We start from the raw sequence: 24063 nt of genomic DNA, 5'->3' as shown, positions 1-24063 counted from the left end.
TTGATTTTATTCGATTATTAATAAAATTTGTAATTCATCATACCCCGAAAAACCGAAACCTGGGTTCAGATTTCGGTTCGTTTCTTTATAAAGCGATGATCTTGTTCTACTATGTTATTCAAGTATTTTTGTTATCTAAGTTGCATACCGTTAGGTATGCTTTTTTTCACTGTTCAATTGCTATAGGAAAAGCGGGATTCTTATTGAATGTTATAACACGTAGCATATATATTCACTATATATTGTTTTTATAAAGGTCTCCACATTAAATGTTCCTAATAATTTAATGTGGATATTATACTCGTATTAAGTTATTAGGAACATTTAATGTTGTTTCACAATTGAAAGGGAATTGAAAAAGAACTGAAACTTTTCTCATAAAAATTCAATCTTACTTGAAAAATGAAAGGAAAATGAAATTTTCCAAAAGAAATTCTTTGTTAAGATAAAAAGCATACATACAAAAAAGTATTGACATTTGGAGAAAAACGTATTTTCAAGATATAGTGGGGGAAAAGATGAGATTAGAAAAACAATTAATAAAAAAGATGTATTATGAAACATTCTTAATGGAGAATGAAACACACCCACCTCTTCAAGTACTTGGAGAAGCTTATGTAAACGAAGAAAAAAATGAGATTTCTGATGGATCTTATATTCGTTTTGCACAAGGTGAATTTTATTATCACCATCAAGATTTTGAAGCAGCTATTTTTAAATGGGAGAAAGTTAGTAATGAATTAGCGCCATGGGCACAAAAAAATATTGCGGATGCTTACTTCGAACTTAACCAATTATCAGTTGCTGAAAATGTGTATACTTCCATTACTACTGATAACAAAATACTTATGACCGAAATTGTACTGCAATTACTGTCTCTTTACATCGAGCAAAATAATTTTGATTCAGCTTTTGCTGTTATAAAAGAAGCGGTTTCTTTAAATCCCGATTATCCAAGCGTCACAACAATTGCACGTTCCTTTTATGAAGAACAGCAAGATTTTGATAGTGCAGTAGAGCTTGCTGTGAACGAGTTAATTCGAACAGAATCTTATCCGTGGTTTGAGGTTCTAAAAGAATATATCGATAAAGGATTTACTAAAAATATTTCACCAGACTATTTTTATAAAGTATTAGTTACATTAAATAATGTAGATCAAGTACAATTTACGCAAATTGTTTCATCACTTTGGCACAGCTATAAAGATGAACAAAATTACTTATTATGGCTCAATACAATAAATGAATTTTTCATACATATCGAAATACATTCGTCCGATATATGGGACGAAATTTCTTCTCTTTACGAAGAAACATACTTTGAATTAATTCAAGGTCAATATATGCTTAGACAATTACACGGTATTATTCCAAATCTGTTAACAAATTGGTTAAAGGTAGTCAATCCCGCTCATGCTGTATTTCCATCTGCAGCAGTATTGGCATGGGATGAGATTTTTCCTTCCAAAATAGATTCAGCGGATATAAAACATGCGGAAAACCTACTGTCATATTCTATTAATCATGTGAATGGCTTAGAGTATAGTTTACATCTTTTTGAATCTATTACAGGGTGGGCACAAGAACATGATTTAGAAATGGGTCACCGATTTAGCTGGTTAGTTGGCGAGCTTGCAGATTTAAGAACAAATCGCCTATTAGTAACTGGAACTTCAGGAAACGGAAAAGCGTCATTTATTAACTCTATTCTAGGAGAAAATATATTAGAAAACTCAATCTCAAATGTAGTTGTTTTTAAAAATGACGCTTATACAGAAATTAACGCTATAACAGATTCGGAAATTACAACAACTGAGAATTTCTCTGATTTCCATAACATGATGGCAGTGCACCGTCAAACATATAGAGATAGAGCATGTGTTGAATTTAAATTACCATGCAGATTTTTAAGTGAAAATAAACTTACATTCGTTGTTACACCTAGCTTTAATAGGAACAATGACGCAAAAGATGAGGTGTTTGAATATTTAAATTCTACAGATGAGTTATTATTCGTATTGAATGCGGATTCACCTTTTACTGACAAAGAACGTGACATTCTATTAAGTATTCAAGAACATACACCAAATCTACAAGTTCATTTCTTATTAAATAAAATCGATAACATTTACAATGAGGCAGAAGCAAAAAGAGTTATACAAGATACGCAAGTGAGAATAAATACATATTTCCCTAATGCAAGAATTTTCCCTTATTCTTCGTTATATACAAATAGTAAACAACTAAACGATTTAACTGAGTTTATTCATTTTAACTTTAACCATAAAAATATCGATGCAGAACGGAATGAAAAGCTATTGTTTTTCATTCGAAAAACAATTACATATCTTTTGGATAAACGCGTCGAGAGGGAAAACAATCTAGTGGATTCTATTAATTGGAATGAAGATATGTTAGTTAAACTAAATGGTTGTATTAATAACCTTACTGCTTTTGAGAAGGACAAAATTCATTTAATTACAGAATCATATCGTACAATGAAAAACGAAATTACTAATGATCTTACAGAACATATTCCGAAACTATTGCAGAGTTGTTCCGATTTAATTAGTGAAGAAAGCGATTTTGGTCACATTGATATTGAACTAAACACAGCGATGAATGAAAGAGTGCAACAATATCTAGAACAAACTGTATTACCTAATCTTGCTCGCTCTATGCAAAATTGGATTGCGACTTCTAATAACGAGCTCCTTCAAAGTCAATTGTTCTTAGAAGAAACCAGTGAAGGACTTAATTCTTTATTTGGAGAAAATCGAATACAGTTAGAATGTGACTTTAAAGTAATTGATGACTGGAGCAGAGATACTGATAGAATGACAACTAGAATACAAATGGAAGAAGTAAATATTTTACGCCGATTTACACCAGCACAATTTTTACTGAAAAGTGCCGGTAAATTATTTGGAGTTCTTCCTAAAAATAAAGCTATGCTATATAACAAATACAAACAGTATTTAGAAAATGAAGATTATACCGATGTAACGGCTTCTATTATGAAGAAGTTTTTCTTGCAATTTGAGCTGTTTGAAAACACACAAGAGCGGGATATTAATATGTTCTTTAGAAATCCATTTGGCGCGTTGGAACAAGCTGTAGAAAATACTCATTTAGAAATAAAAGAAAAACAAGATAAGCTGCATAAAATGAAATCAAACCCTGAAGTTTATCATGATCCTATAAAGCTCTTTGAATTGAGATTACGTCAATGTGAAGTAATCTTGAATATAGGTGAGGATAATTCCTATACAGGTTTACCTTTAGAAACAATCGTAGAGTAAAGTGAAACTATAATCAGTGGGGGTTTTGTTCATCCCCATTGATTATTAGCCTTCACCAATCGGGCGTTTACTGCCCACAAATAGCGGGATAAACGTAAAATAACTCCAAAATATACAATGAAAGTGGATTTTGGAGTTGTTTTTTGTTTACATCTGTATAATATGTACGTTCTTTTTAATAGCAGATTGCATCATGTGTTATAAGAGAAGTAATAGGGAAAAGGGAGCAATAGCAATTAGTTGCTCCCTTTCCATTTAATTAGAGTATTTAAATGTCTGATAAATATTTTCCAACATGCAGACCACTTGCAGCTGCTTGAGATAATGAATGAGTGACGCCTGAACAATCTCCAATTAAAAATAGCCCATTCATACTTGTTTCAAAATGGTTATTGATTTTTATTGTAGGAGCATAGAATTTTCCATCAACCCCATATAGTAAAGTATCTTCATCAATAGGTTCGTGGATAAATTGTTCTAAACGTAATAAAAATTCTTTGAGCCCTTCAATATATAATGGAGGGATTTCTTTATGCAAATCTCCATAATCTCCGTGTAGTGTAGGCTGTATACGATTATGTTTCATGTTGTTCTCCGTTGTAGGCTGTTTCTTTATTAAGTCCTCTAAACGCTGTATAACAATCCGATCTCGTCCTTGGTTAATGCTTTTAATAATTGAACTTGCGTATACATTTGCTTCTTTGAGAGTTGGAAAATAGCGCGGGATAAATAAAGTGAAATTTAAGTTAGAAGTGCCAGTTCCTTGCTCTCGAAAATTTTGACCGTCAGGCATAACTAAACCTTCTTCGTACTTTCGAATAATACGTCCTTTTGGATTCATACAGTAAGTAGTAGCCGTGAAATGTTCATGCTGATAAGAAAGTTTCGTCTCAAATGTATCTTTTAATATTGAACGTAATTGATGTTCTTTCATCTCTATCCTAATACCTAAATCTACACGGGTTTGTTCCTGAGAAATTTTAAGGGAAGTGCATATTTCTTTTAACCAATCCGCCCCAGAACGTCCTGTTGCAAATACTAGTTGCTTAGAGTGAACTATTCCTTGATTTGTAGCTATTTTAAAATGATCTTTCTGTTTCATGATATGTTGTACATCTATATGAAATCGGATATTTATTTTGGTAAGTAAAAATTCGTAGAGCTGCTGAAGAATGTCACTTGAAAGTGTAGTGCCAAGATGCCTTACTTCTGTTGTAAGCATTTGTAAACCACATGTCTCAGCTCTCTTAGTGAGATTTAGATTTTCAGTAGAATATTTTGAAACTGAACTTCCGCCAAACTGACATAGAATTTCATCTACTTCATCCATGAGTTGTATAAAGCCTTCTTTACCTACCTTTAGCTCGAGTTCGCCTCCAAATCCATTTGTATAATTAAATTTCCCTTCAGACTTTCCTAAGCCACCAAAACCGAAATATTTATCACATGCAGTACAGTTACATATTTCCCCTTGTTCTAAAGAGCAATTTCGATGTTCTAACGGTTTGCCTTTATCAAGAATTAAAACCTTTTTGTTGCTTTTGGCTAATGTATAAGCCATAAAAATGCTACTCACTCCAGCACCGATAATTGTAATATCATACATATTTTTTCACCTGCTACCGAATAGTTTGTTTGCTATTTTCCTAGTGTATAACAATTTTACAAAGTTAAGAAATAGCTTGTATTAATAAAGTCATAGTTGTGGATTTGATGCTCTCTCAATTACTCTAAATGGTGAATGAGATACAACAGTTTTTTTATTTGAAAAGAGAGATACTTTTAAACAATCATTTTATCATATGGTTAATAAAAAGCTTACATATAAAAAGAACAGACCTTTTAAGTAAAGAGGTCTGCTAATAATTTGAAATTAATTATAGTTTTATTACGTATCTTTATTTAGCAAAGACATGGTTACCTATGACTGCTACTGTTTGACGTGTAGTAATCCATTTGCTTGTTGATGTTTTCGGATTATAGAAATAAAGCCAATCAGAATGTATTCCATTTGTGGAGATAGCCTCTTCTACTGCCATTTTTGCTTCTGCACTTGCAGGCTGATTAATTCTTCCATCTGTAACAGGAGTAAATGCATATCCGTGTTTAATAGGTTCATAAATAACGCCTGTTATTGTATTAGGAAAACCTTTTGCATTTACACGATTTAAAATAACTTTCGCCACTGCCACTTTTCCTTTATATGATTCGCCACCCGCTTCAGCAGTAACTAAGCGTGCCATTAAGTCTTTTTCTTTTTCTGAAATACTTGAATTAATTTTCACATGTTGTCCTGTATAAAGCTTGTTTCCGACTGTATTGTTAATTTGTTTTATAGATTGAACGGTAACATTGTAACGCTTTGCTATAGTTTCTAATGAATCTCCCGGCTGTACTTGATAAATAATTTGTCCAGAGATGTTCTTAGGTTTGTCGTTTTGATGAACAGTGACCTCATTTGATTTCATGGATCCTGGAATATTTAACTGTTCACCGATAAAAGTTTGATCGTTTCCTTTATTATTCGCTTGTTTAATAGATTGTATTGAAACTCCATATTGTTTACTGATACCCCAAAGTGTATCATTCTTTTTTACTGTATGAATGGTGGAAGCCTCAGCTGCACCTTGATTACATATGAATGTAATTGCTGCTGCAGATAAAGGAATTATATGTTTTATTTTTAATAATTTCATTGTAAATCCTCCCAATAAAAAATTAAGTTTTAACTGTTGAATAATGTAGTTCAGAGTATAAAAGGTATGTATTTATATTTTAATATAAGTATATTAGCACGTATGAAATAAATAATCATCATAAGTTTTTTATTTATATCATGTAGGACCCAAATATGAAATATTGCATATAAAAACACATTGAAGTTCATGTTGTTGATTACTATAATTTATCTAGTAGAAAGGGACTTTAAATTTTCCTAATGCATTGAGAATATGTGAATGATTTTTAAATTTTACTTCTATGTAATATTTCATATTTATGAAATGTTATTTATTTTTTATTAAGTAGCTTATATTATATTCAATAAGTTTGATGTGAAAACAGAAAAAGAGAGGAATAAAAATGAGTAATAAGAAGTTTATTTTGAAATTATTCATATGTAGTACGATACTTAGCACATTTGTATTTGCTTTGAATGATAAGCAAGCAGTTGCTGCTAGCTCTGGTAATGGGCTTGAAAACTGGTCAAAATGGATGAAACCTATACCTGATGACATACCGTTAACACGAATTTCAATTCCAGGAACACATGATAGTGGAACGTTCAAGTTGCAAAATCCGATAAAGCAAGTATGGGGAATGACGCAAGAATATGATTTTCGTTATCAAACGGATCACGGAGCTAGAATTTTTGATATAAGAGGGTGTTTAACAGATGATAATACGATAGTTCTTCATCATGGGCCATTATATCTTTATGTAACATTACACGAATTTATAAATGAAGCGAAACAATTTTTAAAAGATAACCCAAGTGAAACGATTATTATGTCTTTAAAAAAAGAGTATGAGGATATGAAAGGAGCGGAAAACTCATTTAGTAGTACGTTTGAAAAAAAATATTTTCTTGATCCTATCTTTTTAAAAACAGAAGGAAATATAAAACTTGGAGATGCTCGTGGGAAAATTGTATTATTAAAAAGATATAGTGGCAGTAATGAGTCTGGAGGATATAATAATTTTTATTGGCCAGACAATGAGACGTTTACTACAAATGTAATTCAAAATGTAAATGTAACAGTACAAGATAAATATAAAGTGAGTTATGATGAGAAAGTAAAATCTATTAAAGATACGATAAATGAAACGATTAACAATAGTGAAGATTTTAATCATCTATATATTAATTTTACAAGCTTGTCTTCTGGTGGTACAGCATGGAATAGTCCATATTATTATGCGTCCTACATAAATCCTGAAATTGCAAACTATATGAAGCAAAAGAATCCTACGAGAGTGGGCTGGATAATTCAAGATTATATAAATGAAAAATGGTCACCATTACTTTATCAAGAAGTTATAAGAGCGAATAAGTCACTTATAAAAGAGTAAAGATGGTGATTGTAAGAAGCGATGAACTACGTCGCTTCTTTTTTGTTTTCTAAAAATTAACATTAAATATAGTTTTACATATCGTACGTTCATGATAGAAAAAAATCGAAACTTACGCTATAATTACACATATAAAATTTGTACCTATAAATTTTATATATAGTAATAAATTTGATTTATTGTAATGAAACGGAGGTATATACTATGAAGTTTCCACATGATTTTTTATTCGGGGCTGCTTCAGCTTCTTATCAAGTAGAAGGTGCATGGAATGAAGATGGAAAAGGTGTTACGAATTGGGATGAGTTTTCAAAAATTCCTGGCAAAACATACAATGGGACAAATGGTGATGTAGCTGTTGATCATTATCATCGATATAAGGAAGATGTTCGCTTAATGGCTGAGATGGGATTAGAATCGTATCGTTTTTCTATTTCTTGGGCGAGAATTTTGCCGACTGGAGATGGAGAGGTAAATGAAAAAGGAATAGCATTTTATAACAACTTAATTGATGAATGTTTAAAATACGGGATTGTACCGTTTGTAACTTTATATCATTGGGATCTACCATTAACTTTAGAAAAAGACGGTGGATGGACGAATAAACGAACAGCAGAAGCTTTCGTAAAGTACGCAGAGATTTGCTTTAAGGCATTTGGTGATAGAGTTAAACATTGGATTACTTTTAATGAAACAGTGATGTTTTGTGGATTAGGGTACTTAAAAGGTGCACATCCACCTGGAATACAAAATGATGTTCCAAAGTATTTTCAAGCGACTCATTATGTATTTTATGCACATGCAAAAACAGTTGCAGTGTACAAGCAGTTGAAACAATATGGAGAGATTGGTATCACGCATGTTTTCTTACCTGCTTATAGTGTGGATGATCAAAAAGAAAATATACTAGCAGCAAATCATGCGAATGAATATGAAACGTATTGGTACTATGATCCAGTTTTAAAAGGTGAGTATCCATCTTATGTTGTACAACAATTAAAGGAAAAAGGATGGACTCCTAATTGGACGGTTGAAGAATTAGAAATTATTAAACAAAATGCCGAAAAAAATGATTTTATTGGCTTGAATTATTATCAACCGATACGAGTGGAAAGATACGATATGGATATAAAGAATGAGGAATATTCTCGAGAAAACTCAACACTTTCTCCAGGTAGTCCTTCTTTTGATGGTTTTTATCGAACAGTTAAAATGGATGATAAAACATATACAAAATGGGGATGGGAAATATCTCCCGAAGGTTTCTTAGAGGGATTGCACATGTTGAAAGCACGTTACGGTGACATAAAGATGTATGTAACGGAAAATGGACTTGGTGATGAAGATCCAATCATTGACGGAGAAATTGTAGATGTTCCGAGAATTAAATTTATTGAAGAGCATTTAAAAGTAATGAAGCGTGCAATTCAAGAGGGAATTAATTTAAAAGGTTATTATGCATGGTCTGTTATCGATTTATTAAGTTGGCTAAATGGATATAAAAAGCAATATGGCTTTATTTTTGTCGATCATAATGATAACTTAAAACGTAAGAAGAAACTTTCGTTTCATTGGTATAATCATGTGATCGAAACGAGAGGAGAAGAGTTATAACAGATAAAAGAGTATTTTAGGAGAAAGTGTATGAGTGCAAAGTATAAACAAATTGCTGATGTTTTAGAGCAAAACATTCGAGATGGACTTTTTAATGAAACGAAAAAACTACCTACAGAAGAAGCGTTGATGAATCGATTTGAAGTAAGCCGTAATACGATACGTAAAGTAATTAGTCAGCTTGTGAATAGAGGCTATATTTTTCAAGTGCAAGGTAGTGGCATGTTTTTACGCGAAACTTCTGTAACAGATTACATTAATCTAGGCAGTTTGCGTGGATTAACGAAAAACCTTGTTTCACAAAATATTGAAACGAAGGTGTTAGAGCTTGAAGTAATAGATGCGGATGAAGAGATAGCAAAGCGGATGCAATGTGAAGCTGGAACTAGATTGTATTTTTTGAAGCGCTTAAGAATTGTAGACGGGAAACCATTCTCTATTGAAGTAAGTTATTTCAAAAAGGATATCATTCCATATTTGAATGAAGAAATAGCATTAAGCTCTGTATACAGTTATTTCATTGAAGATTTACGATTAAATATTGGTTTTGCCGATAAAGTTATTAGTTGTGAAAAAGTAAATAAAGAAAATGCACAGCTTTTAGAACTAAATGAAGGTGATCCGGCGCTTCTTATTGAAAATACAGTTTGTCTTGTAAACGGGAAGATTTTCGAGTTATCTCAATCGATGTTTCATTATGAAAAGACCAAACTTTTAAATCGGATTAACTTTAAGTGAAAATGAATATAAATAACTCTGCGAAAAAAGCAACTGATAAGAAATGATCAGTTGCTTTTTATTTTTAAAGTGGATGAGCAAAAAAACCTAAAAGTGGTTGGTCCGTTTTTTGCAAACTTCTATTATGATAAGAGAAGAAAGGTAGTACTTTATTCATACTTTAAAGAAGAAATTTTTTATGTAAGTTCTTTCTTAAAATAGACTGGTTTTAGAGAGGTGAAAAGACAATGAGTTTTGCGATTTCACTAGTTGTTATTATTGTAGTTGTATCACTGTTTGGGACCGTACTAGTTGCACGAAATGTGGAGGAGAATTACGGTAAGTCTACAAAGAGGAATGTGAAAAACTTATCAGCTATCTATATCATTCTTCTTTTAGTGCTTCTTGTAGGAGTTACTTGGTATGCGGTCGTTATTTTATAGAGTTTATATATGATGAAGGAGTTAATATATTGATGAAAAATGAGCGCCACGTTTTAGTTGTTTTCCCGCATCCAGATGATGAGTCGTATTGCGTGGCTGGCACAATTTTGGCTTATACTGAGCAGAAAGTCCCTCTTACTTATGTTTGCTTAACACTTGGTGAAATGGGGAGAGCGATGGGGGATCCACCTTTTGCAACACGTGAGTCTTTATATGCTATTAGAGAGAAAGAGTTAAAGCGAGCTACAAATATTTTAGGGATTGAAGATTTACGTATGATGGGATATCGTGATAAAACTCTTGAATTTGAAGAGCCTGAAAAATTAAGAAGTCTGATTCAAAACTGTATTGAAGAATTGAATCCTTCTGTAGTTATTTCTTTCTATCCTGGGTATGCAGTTCATCCAGATCACGATGCAACAGGGGAAGCGGTAGTAGAGGCATTAGCTAATATTTCGGAAAGTAAACGACCGGTCTTTTATGCTGTAGCTTTTTCGAAAAATCATGAAGATGAAATAGGCCCTCCAGATTTTAAAAATGAAGTGACGGAATATGTTCCGAAAAAATTAGAGGCATTACGAGCACATGCATCACAATTTGCAACTAAAGTGGATGAGCTGGAAAGAGAGTATGAAGACGGTGTTCCAGAAACAGTTGAGTGGTTAGAAAGAGAACCGTTTTGGATATATTCATTCAAAGATAAAAATATGTGATGCTACATCTGAAGGTGATGAATATGTATTTTGAATATAAGAATCGAAAGGTTTTTTACAATATAGAAGGATCGGGTCCTGTCATATTATTTTTGCACGGTCTTGGAGGAAATTCGAATAATTGGTTATATCAAAGAAAATACTTCAAGAAGAAATGGAGCGTAATCTCACTCGATTTACCTGGGCATGGGAAATCTGAAGGGATGGAGATTAGCTTTAAAGAATATTCAAATGTTTTATATGAGTTATGTAGTCATTTAAAGCTAAAATCAGTAACAATTTGGGGTCTTTCAAAGGGAGCTAGAGTTGGTATTGATTTTGCTATTCAATATCCAGGTTTTGTTTCTAGATTAATTGTTGTAAATGCATTTCCCTATTTAGAACCGGCCGATCGTAAAGAACGACTTGAAGTATATGATTTACTTAGCTTGCATGATAAAGGGAAAACTTGGGCGGGTACGTTATTGAGAGCAATGGGAGTAGAAGATAATGATGCAATTGTCCGAGGATTTCATCAATCCCTACAAACTATTAATCCGATGCATATTCAAAGGCTATTCGCTGAATTAGTTGATTACGATCAAAGACCATACCTCTCTAACATTGCATGTCCTGCATTAATAATACGAGGAGAGAATGATTATTTTGTTCCGGAAAAGTATGTGAGAGAATTTGAAAAACACCTGAGAAACGTGACTTTCGTTGAGTTGAAAGATAGTGGGCACTTGCCTTATTTAGAACAGCCTACTAGTTTTAATGTGACGGTTGAGACATTTTTAAATCATGCGCTTGATTAATACCATTTTCACAGTGAATACTATTATTAATGAATTCAGGACACCTGCTTGGAGAGGAGGGAACTAAATGGAATGGCAACCGAATCGTGAAAATAAGATACCAGTTTATAAACAAATTGCTGATTACATTGAAAGAGGCATTTCTACCGGTGAATTCCCTTCTGATAGAAAATTACCTTCTGAGCGTATGTTAGCACAGGAGTTACAAGTGAACCGGAGTACGGTAGTAGCTGCTTATGAGGAATTAAAATCACTTGGGGTAGTAGAACGGCAAAAAGGAAGCGGCACCCGGGTGAATACAGACATATGGGGTGTGTCACATAAACGAATACCGAACTGGGGTAGGTACGTTGAGGATGGATCGTTCTTGCCTAATGTACCACTTGTTCAACAAATTCGAACGGAAACACAAAAAGATGATTTAATCAATTTAGCGAGTGGTGAATTGTCACCAGAATTAATTCCGAGTGATAGATTTCGAACAATTTTGTCGGAGAAAACATTTATGGAAAATCTCGGTTATGACCATCCACTTGGAAATGAAATGTTGCGAAAAACAATTGCGGCACATGTCGAGCAATATAAACAAATAGAAGCAGATGCAAGTTCTATTCTTATTACATCTGGAGCTCAGCAGGCACTTAATCTTATCGTTCAATGTTTGTTAAAGCCTGGCGATGCGATTGCAATTGAGGACCCTTCCTATTGTTATTCACTTCCGATGTTTAAATCAGCAGGTTTAAACATATTCCGTTTACCAGTTGATGAGCATGGAATGAATCCCGATGACTTAATCGATTTGCACAAAAAGCATCGCATTCGTATGGTGTTTTTAAATCCAGATTATCAAAATCCAACTGGAACGGTACTTTCGTTGGCAAGACGTAAAAAGGTTTTGGAACTATCTTCTGAATTTGGTATACCGATTGTAGAAGATGATCCGTATAGTTTGACTTCTTTTAATGGAGAAGTGAATCCAACATTGAAATCGATGGATCAAAATGGGAATGTTCTTTATGTAAGCTCATTATCAAAAATTGTTGCATCAGGATTACGTATTGGTTGGGTAATTGGCCCCACGCGCGTAATTGAGCGATTGGCAGATGCGAAGCAGCAAGTTGATTTCGGTCATAGTGTATTTACACAGTGGGTAGCGAACCAATTTTTAGAATCTGAGGATTTTCATACGCATATTACGATGCTTCGTGGACAACTGAAGCAAAGAAGAGATGAGTTAATTAGAAAGCTTGAAGAAATATTAGGGGACCAGGTTGAATTTTTTGTTCCAGAGGGCGGAATACATTTATGGTGTAAAGTGCAAGGAACGTTTGATGAATACCATTTACTAGGTGAATCTATACGCAATGGTGTAGCATTTGTCCCAGGAAGCGTCCTAGGTTCGAAAAGTGAATATATACGATTTACTTTTGGCAGAGCGAATGTCGAACAAATTCAGCTTGGAATTACAAGATTTGCAGAGACATTAAACGAGATTCAATAATAAATTGTGGGGATTTGGTATTGAAATGGGGAGTAGCAATTGAAGTTTTTGAAGCTTTTACTTCAAGTAGGAGTGCTATATATGTTTAGTTTGGTTGGTGTATGGATTCAGGAAGTATTTCATCTATCTATGCCAGGAAGTTTAATAGGAATGTTAATTCTTTTTCTGCTTCTTTCTACTCGCATTTTGCCATTAAAATGGTTTGAGATAGGTGCAGAAAAGCTAATAGTATTTTTACCTTTATTTTTAATTCCTTCAACGACGGGGCTAATGGAATACGGTTCATTTCTTTTAAGTAAGGGTAGTATTATGTTCTTTCTAGTTGTTGTAAGTACTTTAGTAACATTGATTATTTCAGGTTATGTAAGTCAATTATTAATAACATCTAAAAAATAAAATTGATAAGGTGCGCTATTCAAATGGTCTTAATTTTTATTACTGTAGTGATTTATTTATTGGCGACAAAGCTATATAAAAAATTTACGTTTCCATTTACTTTACCGGTGTTAACAGTTACGGCAATTATGATTTGCATATTCCTTATTTTCGGGATCTCTCATCAAGATTATAAGGAAAATGGGGGAGATATTCTTTCCAGTTTCTTGAGCCCTGCGATTGTAGCTTTAGCAATACCACTATTTAAGGAACGAAAAATACTTATGAAAAACTTCTTATCGATACTTGTTGGGGTAGTAATCGGTATAGTGGCTTTAATAAGTTTGAATGTAGTGATTGGGGAAATGTTGAATATAGATAAGGAACTTATATTAACAACTATCCCGCAATTAGCGACGATGCCTATTGCAATTTCATTAGCCGAACAAATTGGGGGTATTCCATCTATGACTGCTAGTTTTGTAGTTGTTGCGGGAATAACAGGTGCTATCATGGGACCGACAGTACTTAAACTTTTCCGTATAACAAGTACAATTGGAAAAGGAGTTGGGATGGGCTGCGCATCACATATCATTGGTGTGAGTCGTCTAGTGAAAGAGGGAGAGAAAGAAGCAACCATCGGTTCGGTAACGATGATTGTAACAGGGATACTTATTAGTATATTAGTACCTTATGGAATGAAATTTTTATTTTGAAAATTAATGAATCGTAATAAGGAGCATAACACTACTCATTTTAGAGTGTAATGGAGATGATTAAAATGACAACATGGTTTATAGTTACATTATTTATTTTTGGTGCTGTTAAAGTACTAGTTTCTAGTATGCCAACTTCTGTCGTAGAATCAATTATTAGTAGATTTGAGTTACATCAAAAATTGGATGAGGAAAATACTACTGTAACAGTAGATGGGGAAAGTATAGAAGGAGAAATGAAACTTCAAGTTATTCATGAATTTAATGAGGCTTTATTTTTGGATAAGCATTATTTTCCGCCGCAAGGGAATGGAACACCATTAGTTATTGAGACGAAGATAGGAAAGAAAACGATTAAGTTTTCTTTATATAGCTACGAGGAACACGTTGATGTAATAAAGCAATATAAGAAGAAAGTAGTTGCATATCGTTTGCGATCAAAAAGTCTTCAAAGTCGTTCAGTAGTAAGAATTGAAGATTATGCTTAAGAGGAGAGGCCGTTATACAAACGGTCTCTTTATTTTGGTAGCCAACGATATACTTTCCAAATAAAAGCAAGAAAAATCATATACCCAAACAAAGAATAAGTATGATGCCAATGCTCATTATGTACAAATAAACCTAGCCTCTCAGCAACTTGCTCAAAAATGCTAGCGCAAACGCCTATTGAAATAATAAATAGAGTTCTAGAAACTGTAGATAATGTTTTTGAAATTTGTATAAAAGAGGCTGTTAAAATCGGTAGTACGAGTAATGTGAAAGCTATGTTAACTGAAAATGTGGATGAGAAGGGTCTAACTGGAAAAGAATATATTTGTTTATTAACAAAGAAAGCATCTAAACAAGTTCCAATAATAGCAGAGAGAAAAACTGTAATTATTAAAGATAGAAAGTCATTCTTCCTCTCGGAGGAGGACATTTTTCTTTGCGAGAATTGCAAGTTCAATTTTTTCGAGTGTTTTGCAGTAGTCTTCTGAAATTTGTCCACTTATACTTTCCTCCTTATCAACTAAGTAATTTACAACTTGCCAATCAGTAAACCAATCTTTACTTTTATCTTCTTCATGTTTCATATCGCGCCATGCATAGATGAGTGCAGGGCTGTATATACGATATGCACCACTACGCAACTGGCATTTCTTTATTCGGCGTTTATAAAACTCACGGGAAAAAGATTCATTTACACTTGAAAATAAATGAGGCCAGTAATCTTTCCTTGAGCCTGTGTGTGGATGATGCTCGGCCCAACTTATTATTTGAGATAAAATATGTGTATCCCGAAATAATAGTGAATACAACCTTTTTCCAATTAAGATTCGTTCATGCAAGGACGTAAAATGTTTCATTGTATCACCAAATAGTAATACTTTTTGTTTCTTATCATTTTCGTAGAATGGGAAAAGGATATGATTAAACTGAAAGAAATCAAAGAGTTTAAATCCAATACTATTTAGTACAGTCTTTTGAAAGTGTACATTTTGAATAACCCTTTTTTCTAAGTAGTTTTGTTCATTAATAATAGTGGCGATCGCCAATGTTTTTTTGTTACCTGTTTTCCAAAAATCGTTCCACATCGTTTCCATAAATGTAGAAACATTTAGGTGAGGAAGAAGATGAAATAGCTTTTGTGATTTTTTAACACTTTGTTCATATAGCAAAAATTGAGGATATACATCTTGAAAAATGAGCCAATTTCCTCTTTCTAAAAAAGAAAAAAATGTAATTTGATCCTTCTCTGATAAAATCCTCGTATATAAGTCTCCCTTTAAATCAGTCATATTCCAACCACCGTTACGTGATACCATATGTCCAAGTAGTGCCCAATGTATTTCGGGATATTGAATGTAAAATTGATAGTATGCACGTGTTCTTGTGACGTTATTTTTATTTAGTTGTTTTGTCTGTACTTTTATTTTGTCGATGATGAGTTGCTCTTCTTTCGTTAATGTATACATGGTGCCAGAATGAATGAGTTTGTTTTTTTGTTTTAACTCATTTTTTACATCGAATAGGGAGAGAGGAAGTGCTTTGGAAGGATCGTTATATATATTATTTGAGTTGTTTGAATTGCTTCGGTACATTTCATTACCTCCCTTTTTTCATGAATGTAAACATGGCATTGGCTATGCACCATTCTATTTATTTTATTACGAGTATAAGAAATAAATGAACGGTGTTTTTCTACAAGTAATATAGTTATCATGCAAACAGTATGAAAAAATCTTACTGTTAAGAAGTGAAATAAAAAACAGAAACTATGTTTAATAGTTTCTGTTTTTTTATTTTGTCAATTAAATGTAACAAACGACGATTATGATTTGAATCAATTGAAAATAATTCAATCACGTTAATAAATACAATTTTTAATGAAATGTCCGGTAGGAGGAAAAGGAATGCTTAATAAAATAATTTTAATTACTGGTGGTACAGGTTCGTGGGGGCATGAACTTATAAAACAACTATTAGAAAAATCACCGAAAGAAATTAGAGTTTTTTCAAGAAATGAAACAGTCCAGTTTGAAATGCAGCAACAGTTTATAAATGAAGATAGATTGAAATTTATTATTGGAGATATTCGTGATAAAGACCAACTCGTATATGCTTGCCAAGGTGTACATTATGTATTCCATCTTGCAGCTTTAAAACATGTTCCAGTATGTGAGTATTATCCTTATGAAGCTATAAAAACAAATATACATGGTACGCAAAATGTAATTGAAGCATCAATCCAGAAGCAAGTTGAGAAAGTTATATATGTTTCAACTGATAAAGCGGCCGACCCATCAAATACGTATGGGATGACAAAAGCAATTGGTGAAAAGTTAATGGTTCATGCGAATGTGCAAACGAAGAAAACAAAATTCATTTGTGTTCGTGGTGGAAATGTTTTAGGGACGAGTGGAAGTGTGGTACCGCTCTTTAAAAAGCAAATTAAAAAGTCTTCACAGGTAGGGATTACTGATGAAAATATGACTAGATTTTTCTTAACAATTGAAGATGCTGTTGGATTGTTATTTAAAGCAGCATCTGAAGGAAGAGGAGGGGAAATCTTTGTTATGAAAATGCCAGCATGTAAAATAACGGATTTAGCAAAAGTATTGATTGAAGATTCGAAAAAAGAAAACGTGAAGATAAAAGAGGTAGGGATAAGACCTGGTGAAAAATTAAGTGAAATGCTTTTATCTGAGGTAGAGAGTAAAACAAGTATTAGTTTTGATCAAAATTATTTTGTGGTACTACCGACTATTCCTATAGAAGGACTTCAAGAATATTATGCTAGTTATCCGCTTGTGGATGTGAAGAGTTTTAGTTCTCAACAAGACTTACTTGCAAAACATGAGGTGAAACAAATGTTAGAAAAAGGAGGATTTTTACTATGAAAAAAAATGTGAGCCTTTTAATAACTGGTGCAAATGGCTTCACAGGGCGCCATGCTTGCCAATATTTTTTAGACAAGGGCTTTCATGTAATTCCTATGTTTCAAAATCGTTCACATAGAGAAAAATGCAGGAATGGAATTACTTGTAATTTAACTAATAAGGGCGAAGTAATGAAGGTAATTAAACAAATAAAGCCAGACTATGTATTGCATTTAGCAGGAAGAAATTCGGTCATAGAGTCTTGGACAGCTGCTCTTGAATACATGGAGATTAATGTGATAGGGACGTTATATTTATTAGAAGCAATTAAGCAAGAAGCACCCCATTGTAGAACATTAGTTATAGGATCTGCATTGCAAGCAGATAGTATGAACAACATAAAATTTTCAAATCCATATAGTTTAAGTAAAACTATGCAAGTAATCGTCGCAGAGGCTTGGGGTGGGTTAATGGATTCAAATATTATCATTGCAAAGCCCTCGAACTTAATTGGTCCAGGAGTATCGAATGGTATTTGTTCTATTCTGGCAAAAAAAATGATAGATATAGAGTCGGGTAAAAGTGAACCAATTATTGAAGTAAACAGTTTGAAAGATAGTAGGGACTTTCTAGATGTACGTGATGTAGTTAAAGCGTATCATGTGTTATTACGTGATGGTATAAATGGAAAAGAATATAATATTGGATCAGGAGTAAAACGATCTTTATTAGATGTACTAGAACAATATAAAGGATTAACACAGCTGAACTTTACTATAAAAGAAACAGATAATTTTGAGAGTGACTCAAATAAAAGTTTAGTGTTAGAGGATATAAAAAAGTTAGGTTGGGTCCCGAAAATCCAATTTCATCAATCATTGAAAGATGTACTTGAGTATGCGAAGCACAGTGACATCTGCATTCAATGAAAAATAAAAAAGGGTGTAAGAAGTATATGAATAGTTATGAAGCAATAGATAATCAAAGTACGCTATTTCTTTCGATTGTTGATACGCTGGATTGGAAAGATGAAGAAGCGCATGTGTTGCACCTCTATGAGGCAATAAATCAATATCGAGCGTATGTGGAAGAAAAAAAGGTTAATCGAATAAAGCCAGCACTAGAGACTAGAACTAGGCATGTGATTCAAGTTTTTGCTCAGTATGAGTGTAGTGAGTATGGAAATGATTTTTATGAACTCATCAAAGATCTCTTACAAGATATAGGACTTGAGTTAAAGATTAATATAAAGCTAGATTTTTAATGATAAAGGTGGATATAAGTTATGAATAAAAAGATTCTCTTTACTGGGGGCGGTACAGCCGGACACGTAATGATTAATATGGTATTGATTCCTAAATTTATGGAAAAAGGATGGGGAGTTGAGTATATTGGATCTCAACATGGAATTGAAAAATTATTAGTTCAAAATGTTAAGTATAATAGTATTTCAACAGGGAAGCTTAGGAGATATTGGGATTGGGAGAACTTTAAAGATCCTTTTAAAATTATAAACGGTTGTTTACAAGGTTATAAATTAATTAAGAAAATGAAGCCTGACGTTATCTTTTCGGCAGGAGGATTTGTTTCAGTTCCTGTAGTTATAGGGGCATGGTTAAATCATGTACCTATCGTAATACGTGAGCCAGATAGTACGTTAGGGTTAGCAAATAAAATAGCATTACCTTTTGCTACAAAACTATGCACAACATTCCCTCATACAGGGGAGAATGTAAGTAATGAGAAAAAGGTTTATGTAGGACCAATTGTAAGGGAAGAAATTGAGAGCGGTAACGTATTACGAGGAAGAAGCTATTGTAAATTTAGGCAAGATAAACCGGTACTGTTAATAATGGGTGGGAGTCAAGGTGCTAAGTGGATAAATGATATGGTAAGGAAAAGTTTAGATACATTATTATTAAGTTTTAATATTGTTCATATGTGTGGTAAAGGGAAGGTGGATCCATCTATTGGAATGGAAGGTTATATGCAATTTGAATATATAGGCGAAGAGTTGCCGCATATACTGAATATGGCAAGTGTTGTAGTTTCCAGAGCGGGTTCTACTGCTATTTCTGAATTGTTATTTTTGAAGAAACCGATGTTGCTTATTCCGTTAACTAATGGTTCCAGTAGAGGGGATCAAGTTTTAAATGCTGACTATTTTGCACGACAAGGGTATGCGGAAGTATTACTTCAAGATAGAATAAGCGCCAGTACATTTACAGATGTGGTAAATAAGTTGTATGCCAATAAGGAGAGATATATTCAAAACATGAATGGATTTAAGAAAACAAATGATGAGGGAATTCATCAATTAATAGATATAATAAATGAAGTGGTGAAGTAATAGAAATTTAAATAGAAAAACAAAAGGAAAGAAGGTATCTTCTTTCCTTTTTACTATAGTTGTTCAAATTCAGTGTTACTTATGCCGATTATATTCTGTATAGAGCTATATACTATGGACGCATACCGTTTTCTAACAGCTTAGTAAATTCATTTGTATAAATAGGTTTACTGTAATAATAACCTTGAATAAACTGACATTTATTTTTTTGAAGGAAATTTACGTGTTCTTTCGTTTCTACACCTTCAGCAATGACAGACATTCCTAATGTATGTGCTAATGTGATGATCGTTTTAATGATTTCCATTCCATCTTCACACGTTTCAGACATTGTAATAAATTCTCTTGGGATTTTTAACGTATCGATTGGATATAAAGGTAAGTAGGCTAGGGAAGAATATCCTGTACCAAAGTCGTCGATTGAAATGTGAATCCCTAAACTTTTTAGTGTACGCAGTTTTATCAATGTTTCTCTCTCATCCATCATTGCAATTCGTTCTGTTAATTCTAGATCAAGGGAACTTGCTGGTAAGCCTGTAGTTGCTAAAGTAGAAGAAATAGATTTTACAAAGCCTTCTTGTTCAAATTCTTTAGCAGATAAATTTACCCCTATTTTTAAATGCGAATATCCGAGTGCGTGCCAACGTTTCATTTGCTCACAAGCCTGCTGTAATGTCCATTTTCCTATTGGAATAATTTGTAGTGTTTCTTCTGCAATCGGAATAAACTCGTATGGAGAAATAACACCTAATTCAGGATGATTCCACCTGATTAAAGCTTCTGCACCGATAATTTTATTAGATTCACTATCAACTTGAGGTTGATACAAAAGGAACAATTCTTCATTTTGTATTGCGTTTGGTAAATCTTTTTCTAATCGTAATCGTCTTTCGATTTTTTTAGCGATTACATCGTCATAAATAGAGACAGAGTTAAGCTCTTTTACCTTTGCATCATACATTGCAACATTAGCGTTTTTCAGAAGTGTAGCGGTATCGATTCCGGAATGTGGATAAATGGAGATACCGATACTCAGTGATAAAGTTAATTTATGCTCATGTATGACAAACGGCTTTTCCATGCTTTCAAATAATTGGTTACATAACTCGAATAAGGAATCTTCGTCAGTATAGTTTTCAATTAAGATTGTAAACTCATCGCCACCGATTCTTGACAGATGAGTATGTGATGGAAGACATGATTGGAAACGTTTTGCTACTTCTTCTAATATGTAATCACCTGACGAATGTCCAAGTGTATCGTTAATTACTTTAAAGCGATCTAAATCTAAATATAATAATGCAAACTCACTTTGTGTTGTTTGAGCATTTTTTATAAATTTTCTTAACTTCCTATGGAAAAAGGATCGGTTCCCAATTTTCGTTACAGTATCGTGGAATGCTAAATATTTTATTTCTTCTTGTTGTTTTTTTAGTGCGGTAATATCCTTTACCATAATATAGCTTCCTGAAATTTGTTCATCTATCATAATAGGAACGATGGTAACGTATAAAAAATAAGTAAAGCCATCTTTATATTGAGAACTAAGTTGTAAAGATGCGGATTCTTGTTGTTTAACTTTTTCTAATGCAGATATCAGTTTATGTTTATCTGCATCTAAAATGATAGAAAAACATGTCTCACCAAGTAACTCGTTTGTTGGTGCTCCGAGTAGGACGCTTCCTGCCTTATTTACATTTAAGAATACTCCATTTAAATCAATTGTAAAAATAGGGTCAGGATGATATTCATATAATGATTTGAATTTTTGTTGTTTCTGAGATAGGGCCTCTGATTTATGGACTAAATCAGAAGTTCTTAAAGTAACTTTTTCTTCTAGTTGAGCATTAAATACTTGTAAACGTTTTGTTAGGGTGTCGTTTTGCATACGCACAATAGAATGGCGAATAAGTACGAAAACAAAAGCGATACAATTCCCTGTAATGAGAGTTGAAGATGATGTTTGTTCTTTTAACGTAAACCCGATTAGTATTGCAACAGCAAGATAGGGAAATACGACTAAAACTTTCTTTCCTAGTATAGGGTTTACAATGAAATAATTTTTATGGCTATTATCATCTTCTGAAATAGACCCAGCTATTGCGATAAGCAATATAGGTATTCTATATAAAAGACGTAAAAATGTTATAGTGTCAGTTGATAAATGGGTATTTAAGTAAAAATAAATATAGTTAAAAGTTGCAGAACTAATTAATACAAAAATAAAGATATAAATTTTCCGCTTGGACTTAAAAATTGTTGGGCGGAAAAAGAGACTAACACCTAGTAGAAGAAATAATAGATCTGCAATTGGATATAGAAATGAAAGGAAAATATCTCCGAGTGAAAGTGAGAATATATTTAAATTTGGCTGATTAAATAAATACCATTCTAATGTGAATATGGAAGTAAGTACTATACATATATCACAAATAAAGAAAGCTTTTTCCCATTTATTGCATTCTTTTAAGATCTTATAGCAGAAAGCGATAAGACAGAAGAATAGAAAAAACATGTAAAATACATCAGAAACAGTAAAATGATGTATTGGAAGTTCGAAAAAGGTATCTTGATACGTATATACTACTTTTCCTAATAAAAAACTACCAATTGCAATTGTAATACATATCCAAAAAGGATTTGAACTAACTTTTTTAGAATATACAGAGTAAATTAGCGATATAAATGTAATGACTTCAACGATGAGTGAAGCGAAGCGTACATTGAAATTTGAAAAATGAGTAGGGAACAGAAAGAAAAACATAAAATAGATTGAATAGCATATTAGCGTTGTAATTAATATACATAGTTGTAAATTTTTATTTATTTTCAATAAAATCACCTTCTTTAAGTATGTACTATATTCGTAATATCTATACATATTAATATTACTTAAGGATTGTATCAGATTTCCTTATAAAAAGCATGCTTATAAGAAAAAAATGAAGAATGTAATACTTCTTAAAATTGAAAAAGTATTGAGTTCAATAATTTTTAATTTATAAGGAATGCAGATAGAATTTGTATATTTAGTCATCCTTTAGATTTTAAAGGTTTTTTAGTGATTTGCAAGCGGAGATGTAAAATTGCATATAAAGTGAAACTTTAATCAGTTGGGGTTTTGTCCATCCCCACTGATTTTTAGCCCTCACCAATCGGGCTTTTACGGGCAGCCCGACTCCCACATAACTCCCTCGCGTTCGCCGAATTTTGAGGTGGTAGTCTTACTGCCCGCAAATAGCGGGATAAAATGATGGGAACTTCTCTCTAGATGAGGTGAGTTTTTCGTTATTATAGAGTATTAAGTAAGACCTTTGTATGTAGCTATTCTCATACTAATGAGGGATTAAAGAAACGTGTTGATTATATACAATAATATGTAATACAGTAATTAATTTTTAATATGGAGGAAAAATCATGATGAAATGGGTGAAGTTTAGAATAGCACGTCCAACTGATAAATTTGAAGAGGTTATAGCATTCTATGAAAAAGGATTAGGTTTAAAACGTATAGGTGAATTCTACGATCATGATGGCTATGATGGGATCATGTTCGGTCTACCAGATGAAGAGTATCATTTAGAATTTACAAGACATATAGATGGAAGCCCTTGTCCGGCTCCAACAAAAGACAATTTACTTGTATTTTACATGCGTGAAGATAGTGAAATGAAAAAAGTGAGTAAAAGGCTGCATGCAATGGGATACGATGAAGTAGAACCAGAAAATCCATATTGGAAAGATAAGGGGATAACGATAGAGGATCCGGATGGTTGGAGAATTGTGTTAATGAAAATAGAAGAATAAAGGGTAATGAAACAAATAAGAATAAGGTTTCGAATTTCGATAAGGTAAAAATATATTGGCTTCCTTCTAACGTAAGAAATATGAGAAACCAGTTCTATTGTTAGCTGGGAGACAAGATATATCAGTAGGTTATCAAGATATTGTACGAATTATTGAAGATTACCCAAGAGCAACATTAGCGGTGTTAGATATGGCGGGACATAATTTGCAAATTGAACAGCCTGATCTATTTGAGAGTTTAGTTTGGGAATGGATTAGACGAACAGTTTAGCAAAGTTCATAAAATAGTTTAAAAGAA

General features: G+C 32.8%; 21 protein-coding genes and 2 pseudogenes. 17 read left to right on the top strand and 6 right to left on the bottom strand.

Annotation, left to right across the window (positions count from 1 at the left end; translation table 11 throughout):
- Positions 1 to 134 precede the first annotated feature (134 nt).
- Positions 135 to 220, bottom strand: a pseudogene (locus tag JTF23_RS04620) (IS6 family transposase); the annotation flags it as partial.
- A gap of 298 nt (positions 221 to 518) precedes the next feature.
- Between JTF23_RS04620 and JTF23_RS04615 the strand changes: the two are divergent.
- Positions 519 to 3302 carry a dynamin family protein gene (locus tag JTF23_RS04615; RefSeq protein ID WP_204208217.1) on the top strand — a complete coding sequence of 928 codons (2784 nt, stop codon included), beginning with the start codon at positions 519 to 521 and terminating at the stop codon, positions 3300 to 3302.
- 268 nt (positions 3303 to 3570) lie between these two features.
- Here JTF23_RS04615 and JTF23_RS04610 read toward each other — a convergent pair whose 3' ends face one another.
- Together JTF23_RS04610 and JTF23_RS04605 are read right to left on the bottom strand one after the other, a co-directional pair.
- A complete protein-coding gene (locus tag JTF23_RS04610; protein WP_204208216.1) occupies positions 3571 to 4908 on the bottom strand; it encodes an NAD(P)-binding protein in 1338 nt (445 codons plus the stop codon).
- Between the two features lie 292 nt (positions 4909 to 5200).
- Positions 5201 to 5998: a cell wall hydrolase gene (locus JTF23_RS04605; RefSeq protein ID WP_204208215.1), complete on the bottom strand. Its 798-nt coding sequence runs from the start codon at positions 5996 to 5998 to the stop codon at positions 5201 to 5203.
- Between the two features lie 385 nt (positions 5999 to 6383).
- Between JTF23_RS04605 and JTF23_RS04600 the strand changes: the two genes are divergently transcribed.
- From JTF23_RS04600 to JTF23_RS04555, 10 genes are all read left to right on the top strand, one after another.
- Positions 6384 to 7373, top strand: coding sequence for a phosphatidylinositol-specific phospholipase C (locus JTF23_RS04600; RefSeq protein WP_204208214.1), 990 nt, complete (start codon positions 6384 to 6386; stop codon positions 7371 to 7373).
- 204 nt (positions 7374 to 7577) lie between these two features.
- A complete protein-coding gene (locus JTF23_RS04595) occupies positions 7578 to 8987 on the top strand; it encodes a glycoside hydrolase family 1 protein (RefSeq protein WP_204208213.1) in 1410 nt (469 codons plus the stop codon).
- A gap of 30 nt (positions 8988 to 9017) precedes the next feature.
- Complete coding sequence (locus tag JTF23_RS04590) at positions 9018 to 9725, top strand: GntR family transcriptional regulator (protein ID WP_204208212.1); 708 nt, start codon at positions 9018 to 9020, stop codon at positions 9723 to 9725.
- Positions 9726 to 9952: 227 nt separating this feature from the next.
- Positions 9953 to 10147 carry a hypothetical protein gene (locus tag JTF23_RS04585; protein ID WP_002066705.1) on the top strand — a complete coding sequence of 65 codons (195 nt, stop codon included), beginning with the start codon at positions 9953 to 9955 and terminating at the stop codon, positions 10145 to 10147.
- A 32-nt stretch (positions 10148 to 10179) separates the two neighbouring features.
- On the top strand, positions 10180 to 10860 hold the full coding sequence (gene bshB2, locus JTF23_RS04580; RefSeq protein WP_204208259.1) for a bacillithiol biosynthesis deacetylase BshB2: 681 nt from the start codon (positions 10180 to 10182) through the stop codon (positions 10858 to 10860).
- Complete coding sequence (locus tag JTF23_RS04575) at positions 10860 to 11657, top strand: alpha/beta fold hydrolase (protein ID WP_204208211.1); 798 nt, start codon at positions 10860 to 10862, stop codon at positions 11655 to 11657. The genes bshB2 and JTF23_RS04575 overlap by 1 nt, the downstream gene beginning before the upstream one ends.
- A gap of 67 nt (positions 11658 to 11724) precedes the next feature.
- Positions 11725 to 13158 carry a MocR-like pyridoxine biosynthesis transcription factor PdxR gene (gene pdxR / locus JTF23_RS04570; RefSeq protein WP_199659956.1) on the top strand — a complete coding sequence of 478 codons (1434 nt, stop codon included), beginning with the start codon at positions 11725 to 11727 and terminating at the stop codon, positions 13156 to 13158.
- A 39-nt stretch (positions 13159 to 13197) separates the two neighbouring features.
- Positions 13198 to 13554, top strand: coding sequence for a CidA/LrgA family holin-like protein (locus tag JTF23_RS04565; protein WP_033710841.1), 357 nt, complete (start codon positions 13198 to 13200; stop codon positions 13552 to 13554).
- 23 nt (positions 13555 to 13577) lie between these two features.
- Positions 13578 to 14249 carry an LrgB family protein gene (locus JTF23_RS04560; protein ID WP_002111311.1) on the top strand — a complete coding sequence of 224 codons (672 nt, stop codon included), beginning with the start codon at positions 13578 to 13580 and terminating at the stop codon, positions 14247 to 14249.
- Positions 14250 to 14314: 65 nt separating this feature from the next.
- Positions 14315 to 14737, top strand: coding sequence for a YfmQ family protein (locus JTF23_RS04555; protein WP_002160789.1), 423 nt, complete (start codon positions 14315 to 14317; stop codon positions 14735 to 14737).
- Between the two features lie 29 nt (positions 14738 to 14766).
- Here the strand turns inward: JTF23_RS04555 and JTF23_RS27705 are convergent, their stop codons facing one another.
- On the bottom strand, positions 14767 to 15168 hold the full coding sequence (locus JTF23_RS27705) for a CBO0543 family protein (protein ID WP_078181502.1): 402 nt from the start codon (positions 15166 to 15168) through the stop codon (positions 14767 to 14769).
- Positions 15143 to 16330 (bottom strand): DUF2515 domain-containing protein, encoded by a 1188-nt coding sequence (locus tag JTF23_RS04550; RefSeq protein ID WP_204208210.1) that lies wholly within the window; start codon positions 16328 to 16330, stop codon positions 15143 to 15145. The genes JTF23_RS27705 and JTF23_RS04550 overlap by 26 nt, the downstream gene beginning before the upstream one ends.
- A gap of 312 nt (positions 16331 to 16642) precedes the next feature.
- Between JTF23_RS04550 and JTF23_RS04545 the strand changes: the two genes are divergently transcribed.
- From JTF23_RS04545 to JTF23_RS04530, 4 genes are read left to right on the top strand one after another with little or no spacing between them, the layout of a single operon-like run.
- On the top strand, positions 16643 to 17629 hold the full coding sequence (locus JTF23_RS04545) for a UDP-N-acetylglucosamine 4,6-dehydratase family protein (protein ID WP_002111308.1): 987 nt from the start codon (positions 16643 to 16645) through the stop codon (positions 17627 to 17629).
- On the top strand, positions 17626 to 18537 hold the full coding sequence (locus JTF23_RS04540; protein ID WP_002160792.1) for an SDR family oxidoreductase: 912 nt from the start codon (positions 17626 to 17628) through the stop codon (positions 18535 to 18537). Before JTF23_RS04545 ends, JTF23_RS04540 begins: the two co-directional genes overlap by 4 nt.
- On the top strand, positions 18534 to 18872 hold the full coding sequence (locus tag JTF23_RS04535) for a DUF6572 domain-containing protein (RefSeq protein WP_078181504.1): 339 nt from the start codon (positions 18534 to 18536) through the stop codon (positions 18870 to 18872). The genes JTF23_RS04540 and JTF23_RS04535 overlap by 4 nt, the downstream gene beginning before the upstream one ends.
- Before the next feature lie 21 nt (positions 18873 to 18893).
- Positions 18894 to 19958 (top strand): undecaprenyldiphospho-muramoylpentapeptide beta-N-acetylglucosaminyltransferase, encoded by a 1065-nt coding sequence (locus tag JTF23_RS04530; RefSeq protein ID WP_204208209.1) that lies wholly within the window; start codon positions 18894 to 18896, stop codon positions 19956 to 19958.
- Between the two features lie 112 nt (positions 19959 to 20070).
- Here the strand turns inward: JTF23_RS04530 and JTF23_RS04525 are convergent, their stop codons facing one another.
- A complete protein-coding gene (locus JTF23_RS04525) occupies positions 20071 to 22791 on the bottom strand; it encodes a bifunctional diguanylate cyclase/phosphodiesterase (RefSeq protein WP_204208208.1) in 2721 nt (906 codons plus the stop codon).
- Between the two features lie 584 nt (positions 22792 to 23375).
- On the opposite strand from JTF23_RS04525, the gene JTF23_RS04520 reads away from it, so the two are divergent.
- Positions 23376 to 23765, top strand: coding sequence for a VOC family protein (locus tag JTF23_RS04520; RefSeq protein ID WP_002111302.1), 390 nt, complete (start codon positions 23376 to 23378; stop codon positions 23763 to 23765).
- A 70-nt stretch (positions 23766 to 23835) separates the two neighbouring features.
- Positions 23836 to 24036, top strand: a pseudogene (locus JTF23_RS04515) (alpha/beta fold hydrolase); the annotation flags it as partial.
- Between the last annotated feature and the right edge of the window lie 27 nt (positions 24037 to 24063).

The sequence above is a fragment of the Bacillus sp. RIT 809 genome (assembly GCF_016892495.1).
GTDB lineage: Bacteria > Bacillota > Bacilli > Bacillales > Bacillaceae_G > Bacillus_A > Bacillus_A cereus_U.
Note: the sequence above shows the minus strand (reverse complement) of the source record. Positions and strands in the feature narration are given on the sequence as shown.

Coding starts and splice junctions, on each gene's coding strand:
- bshB2 (WP_204208259.1), top strand. CDS start 10,180: ATGAAAAATGAGCGCCACGTTTTAGTTGTTTTCCCGCATCCAGATGAT.
- JTF23_RS04590 (WP_204208212.1), top strand. CDS start 9,018: ATGAGTGCAAAGTATAAACAAATTGCTGATGTTTTAGAGCAAAACATT.
- JTF23_RS04585 (WP_002066705.1), top strand. CDS start 9,953: ATGAGTTTTGCGATTTCACTAGTTGTTATTATTGTAGTTGTATCACTG.
- JTF23_RS04535 (WP_078181504.1), top strand. CDS start 18,534: ATGAAAAATAAAAAAGGGTGTAAGAAGTATATGAATAGTTATGAAGCA.
- JTF23_RS04520 (WP_002111302.1), top strand. CDS start 23,376: ATGATGAAATGGGTGAAGTTTAGAATAGCACGTCCAACTGATAAATTT.
- JTF23_RS04550 (WP_204208210.1), bottom strand. CDS start 16,330: ATGTACCGAAGCAATTCAAACAACTCAAATAATATATATAACGATCCT.
- JTF23_RS04605 (WP_204208215.1), bottom strand. CDS start 5,998: ATGAAATTATTAAAAATAAAACATATAATTCCTTTATCTGCAGCAGCA.
- JTF23_RS04555 (WP_002160789.1), top strand. CDS start 14,315: ATGACAACATGGTTTATAGTTACATTATTTATTTTTGGTGCTGTTAAA.
- JTF23_RS04595 (WP_204208213.1), top strand. CDS start 7,578: ATGAAGTTTCCACATGATTTTTTATTCGGGGCTGCTTCAGCTTCTTAT.
- JTF23_RS04560 (WP_002111311.1), top strand. CDS start 13,578: ATGGTCTTAATTTTTATTACTGTAGTGATTTATTTATTGGCGACAAAG.
- JTF23_RS04615 (WP_204208217.1), top strand. CDS start 519: ATGAGATTAGAAAAACAATTAATAAAAAAGATGTATTATGAAACATTC.
- JTF23_RS04545 (WP_002111308.1), top strand. CDS start 16,643: ATGCTTAATAAAATAATTTTAATTACTGGTGGTACAGGTTCGTGGGGG.
- JTF23_RS04600 (WP_204208214.1), top strand. CDS start 6,384: ATGAGTAATAAGAAGTTTATTTTGAAATTATTCATATGTAGTACGATA.
- JTF23_RS27705 (WP_078181502.1), bottom strand. CDS start 15,168: ATGTCCTCCTCCGAGAGGAAGAATGACTTTCTATCTTTAATAATTACA.
- JTF23_RS04540 (WP_002160792.1), top strand. CDS start 17,626: ATGAAAAAAAATGTGAGCCTTTTAATAACTGGTGCAAATGGCTTCACA.
- pdxR (WP_199659956.1), top strand. CDS start 11,725: ATGGAATGGCAACCGAATCGTGAAAATAAGATACCAGTTTATAAACAA.
- JTF23_RS04610 (WP_204208216.1), bottom strand. CDS start 4,908: ATGTATGATATTACAATTATCGGTGCTGGAGTGAGTAGCATTTTTATG.
- JTF23_RS04530 (WP_204208209.1), top strand. CDS start 18,894: ATGAATAAAAAGATTCTCTTTACTGGGGGCGGTACAGCCGGACACGTA.
- JTF23_RS04575 (WP_204208211.1), top strand. CDS start 10,860: ATGCTACATCTGAAGGTGATGAATATGTATTTTGAATATAAGAATCGA.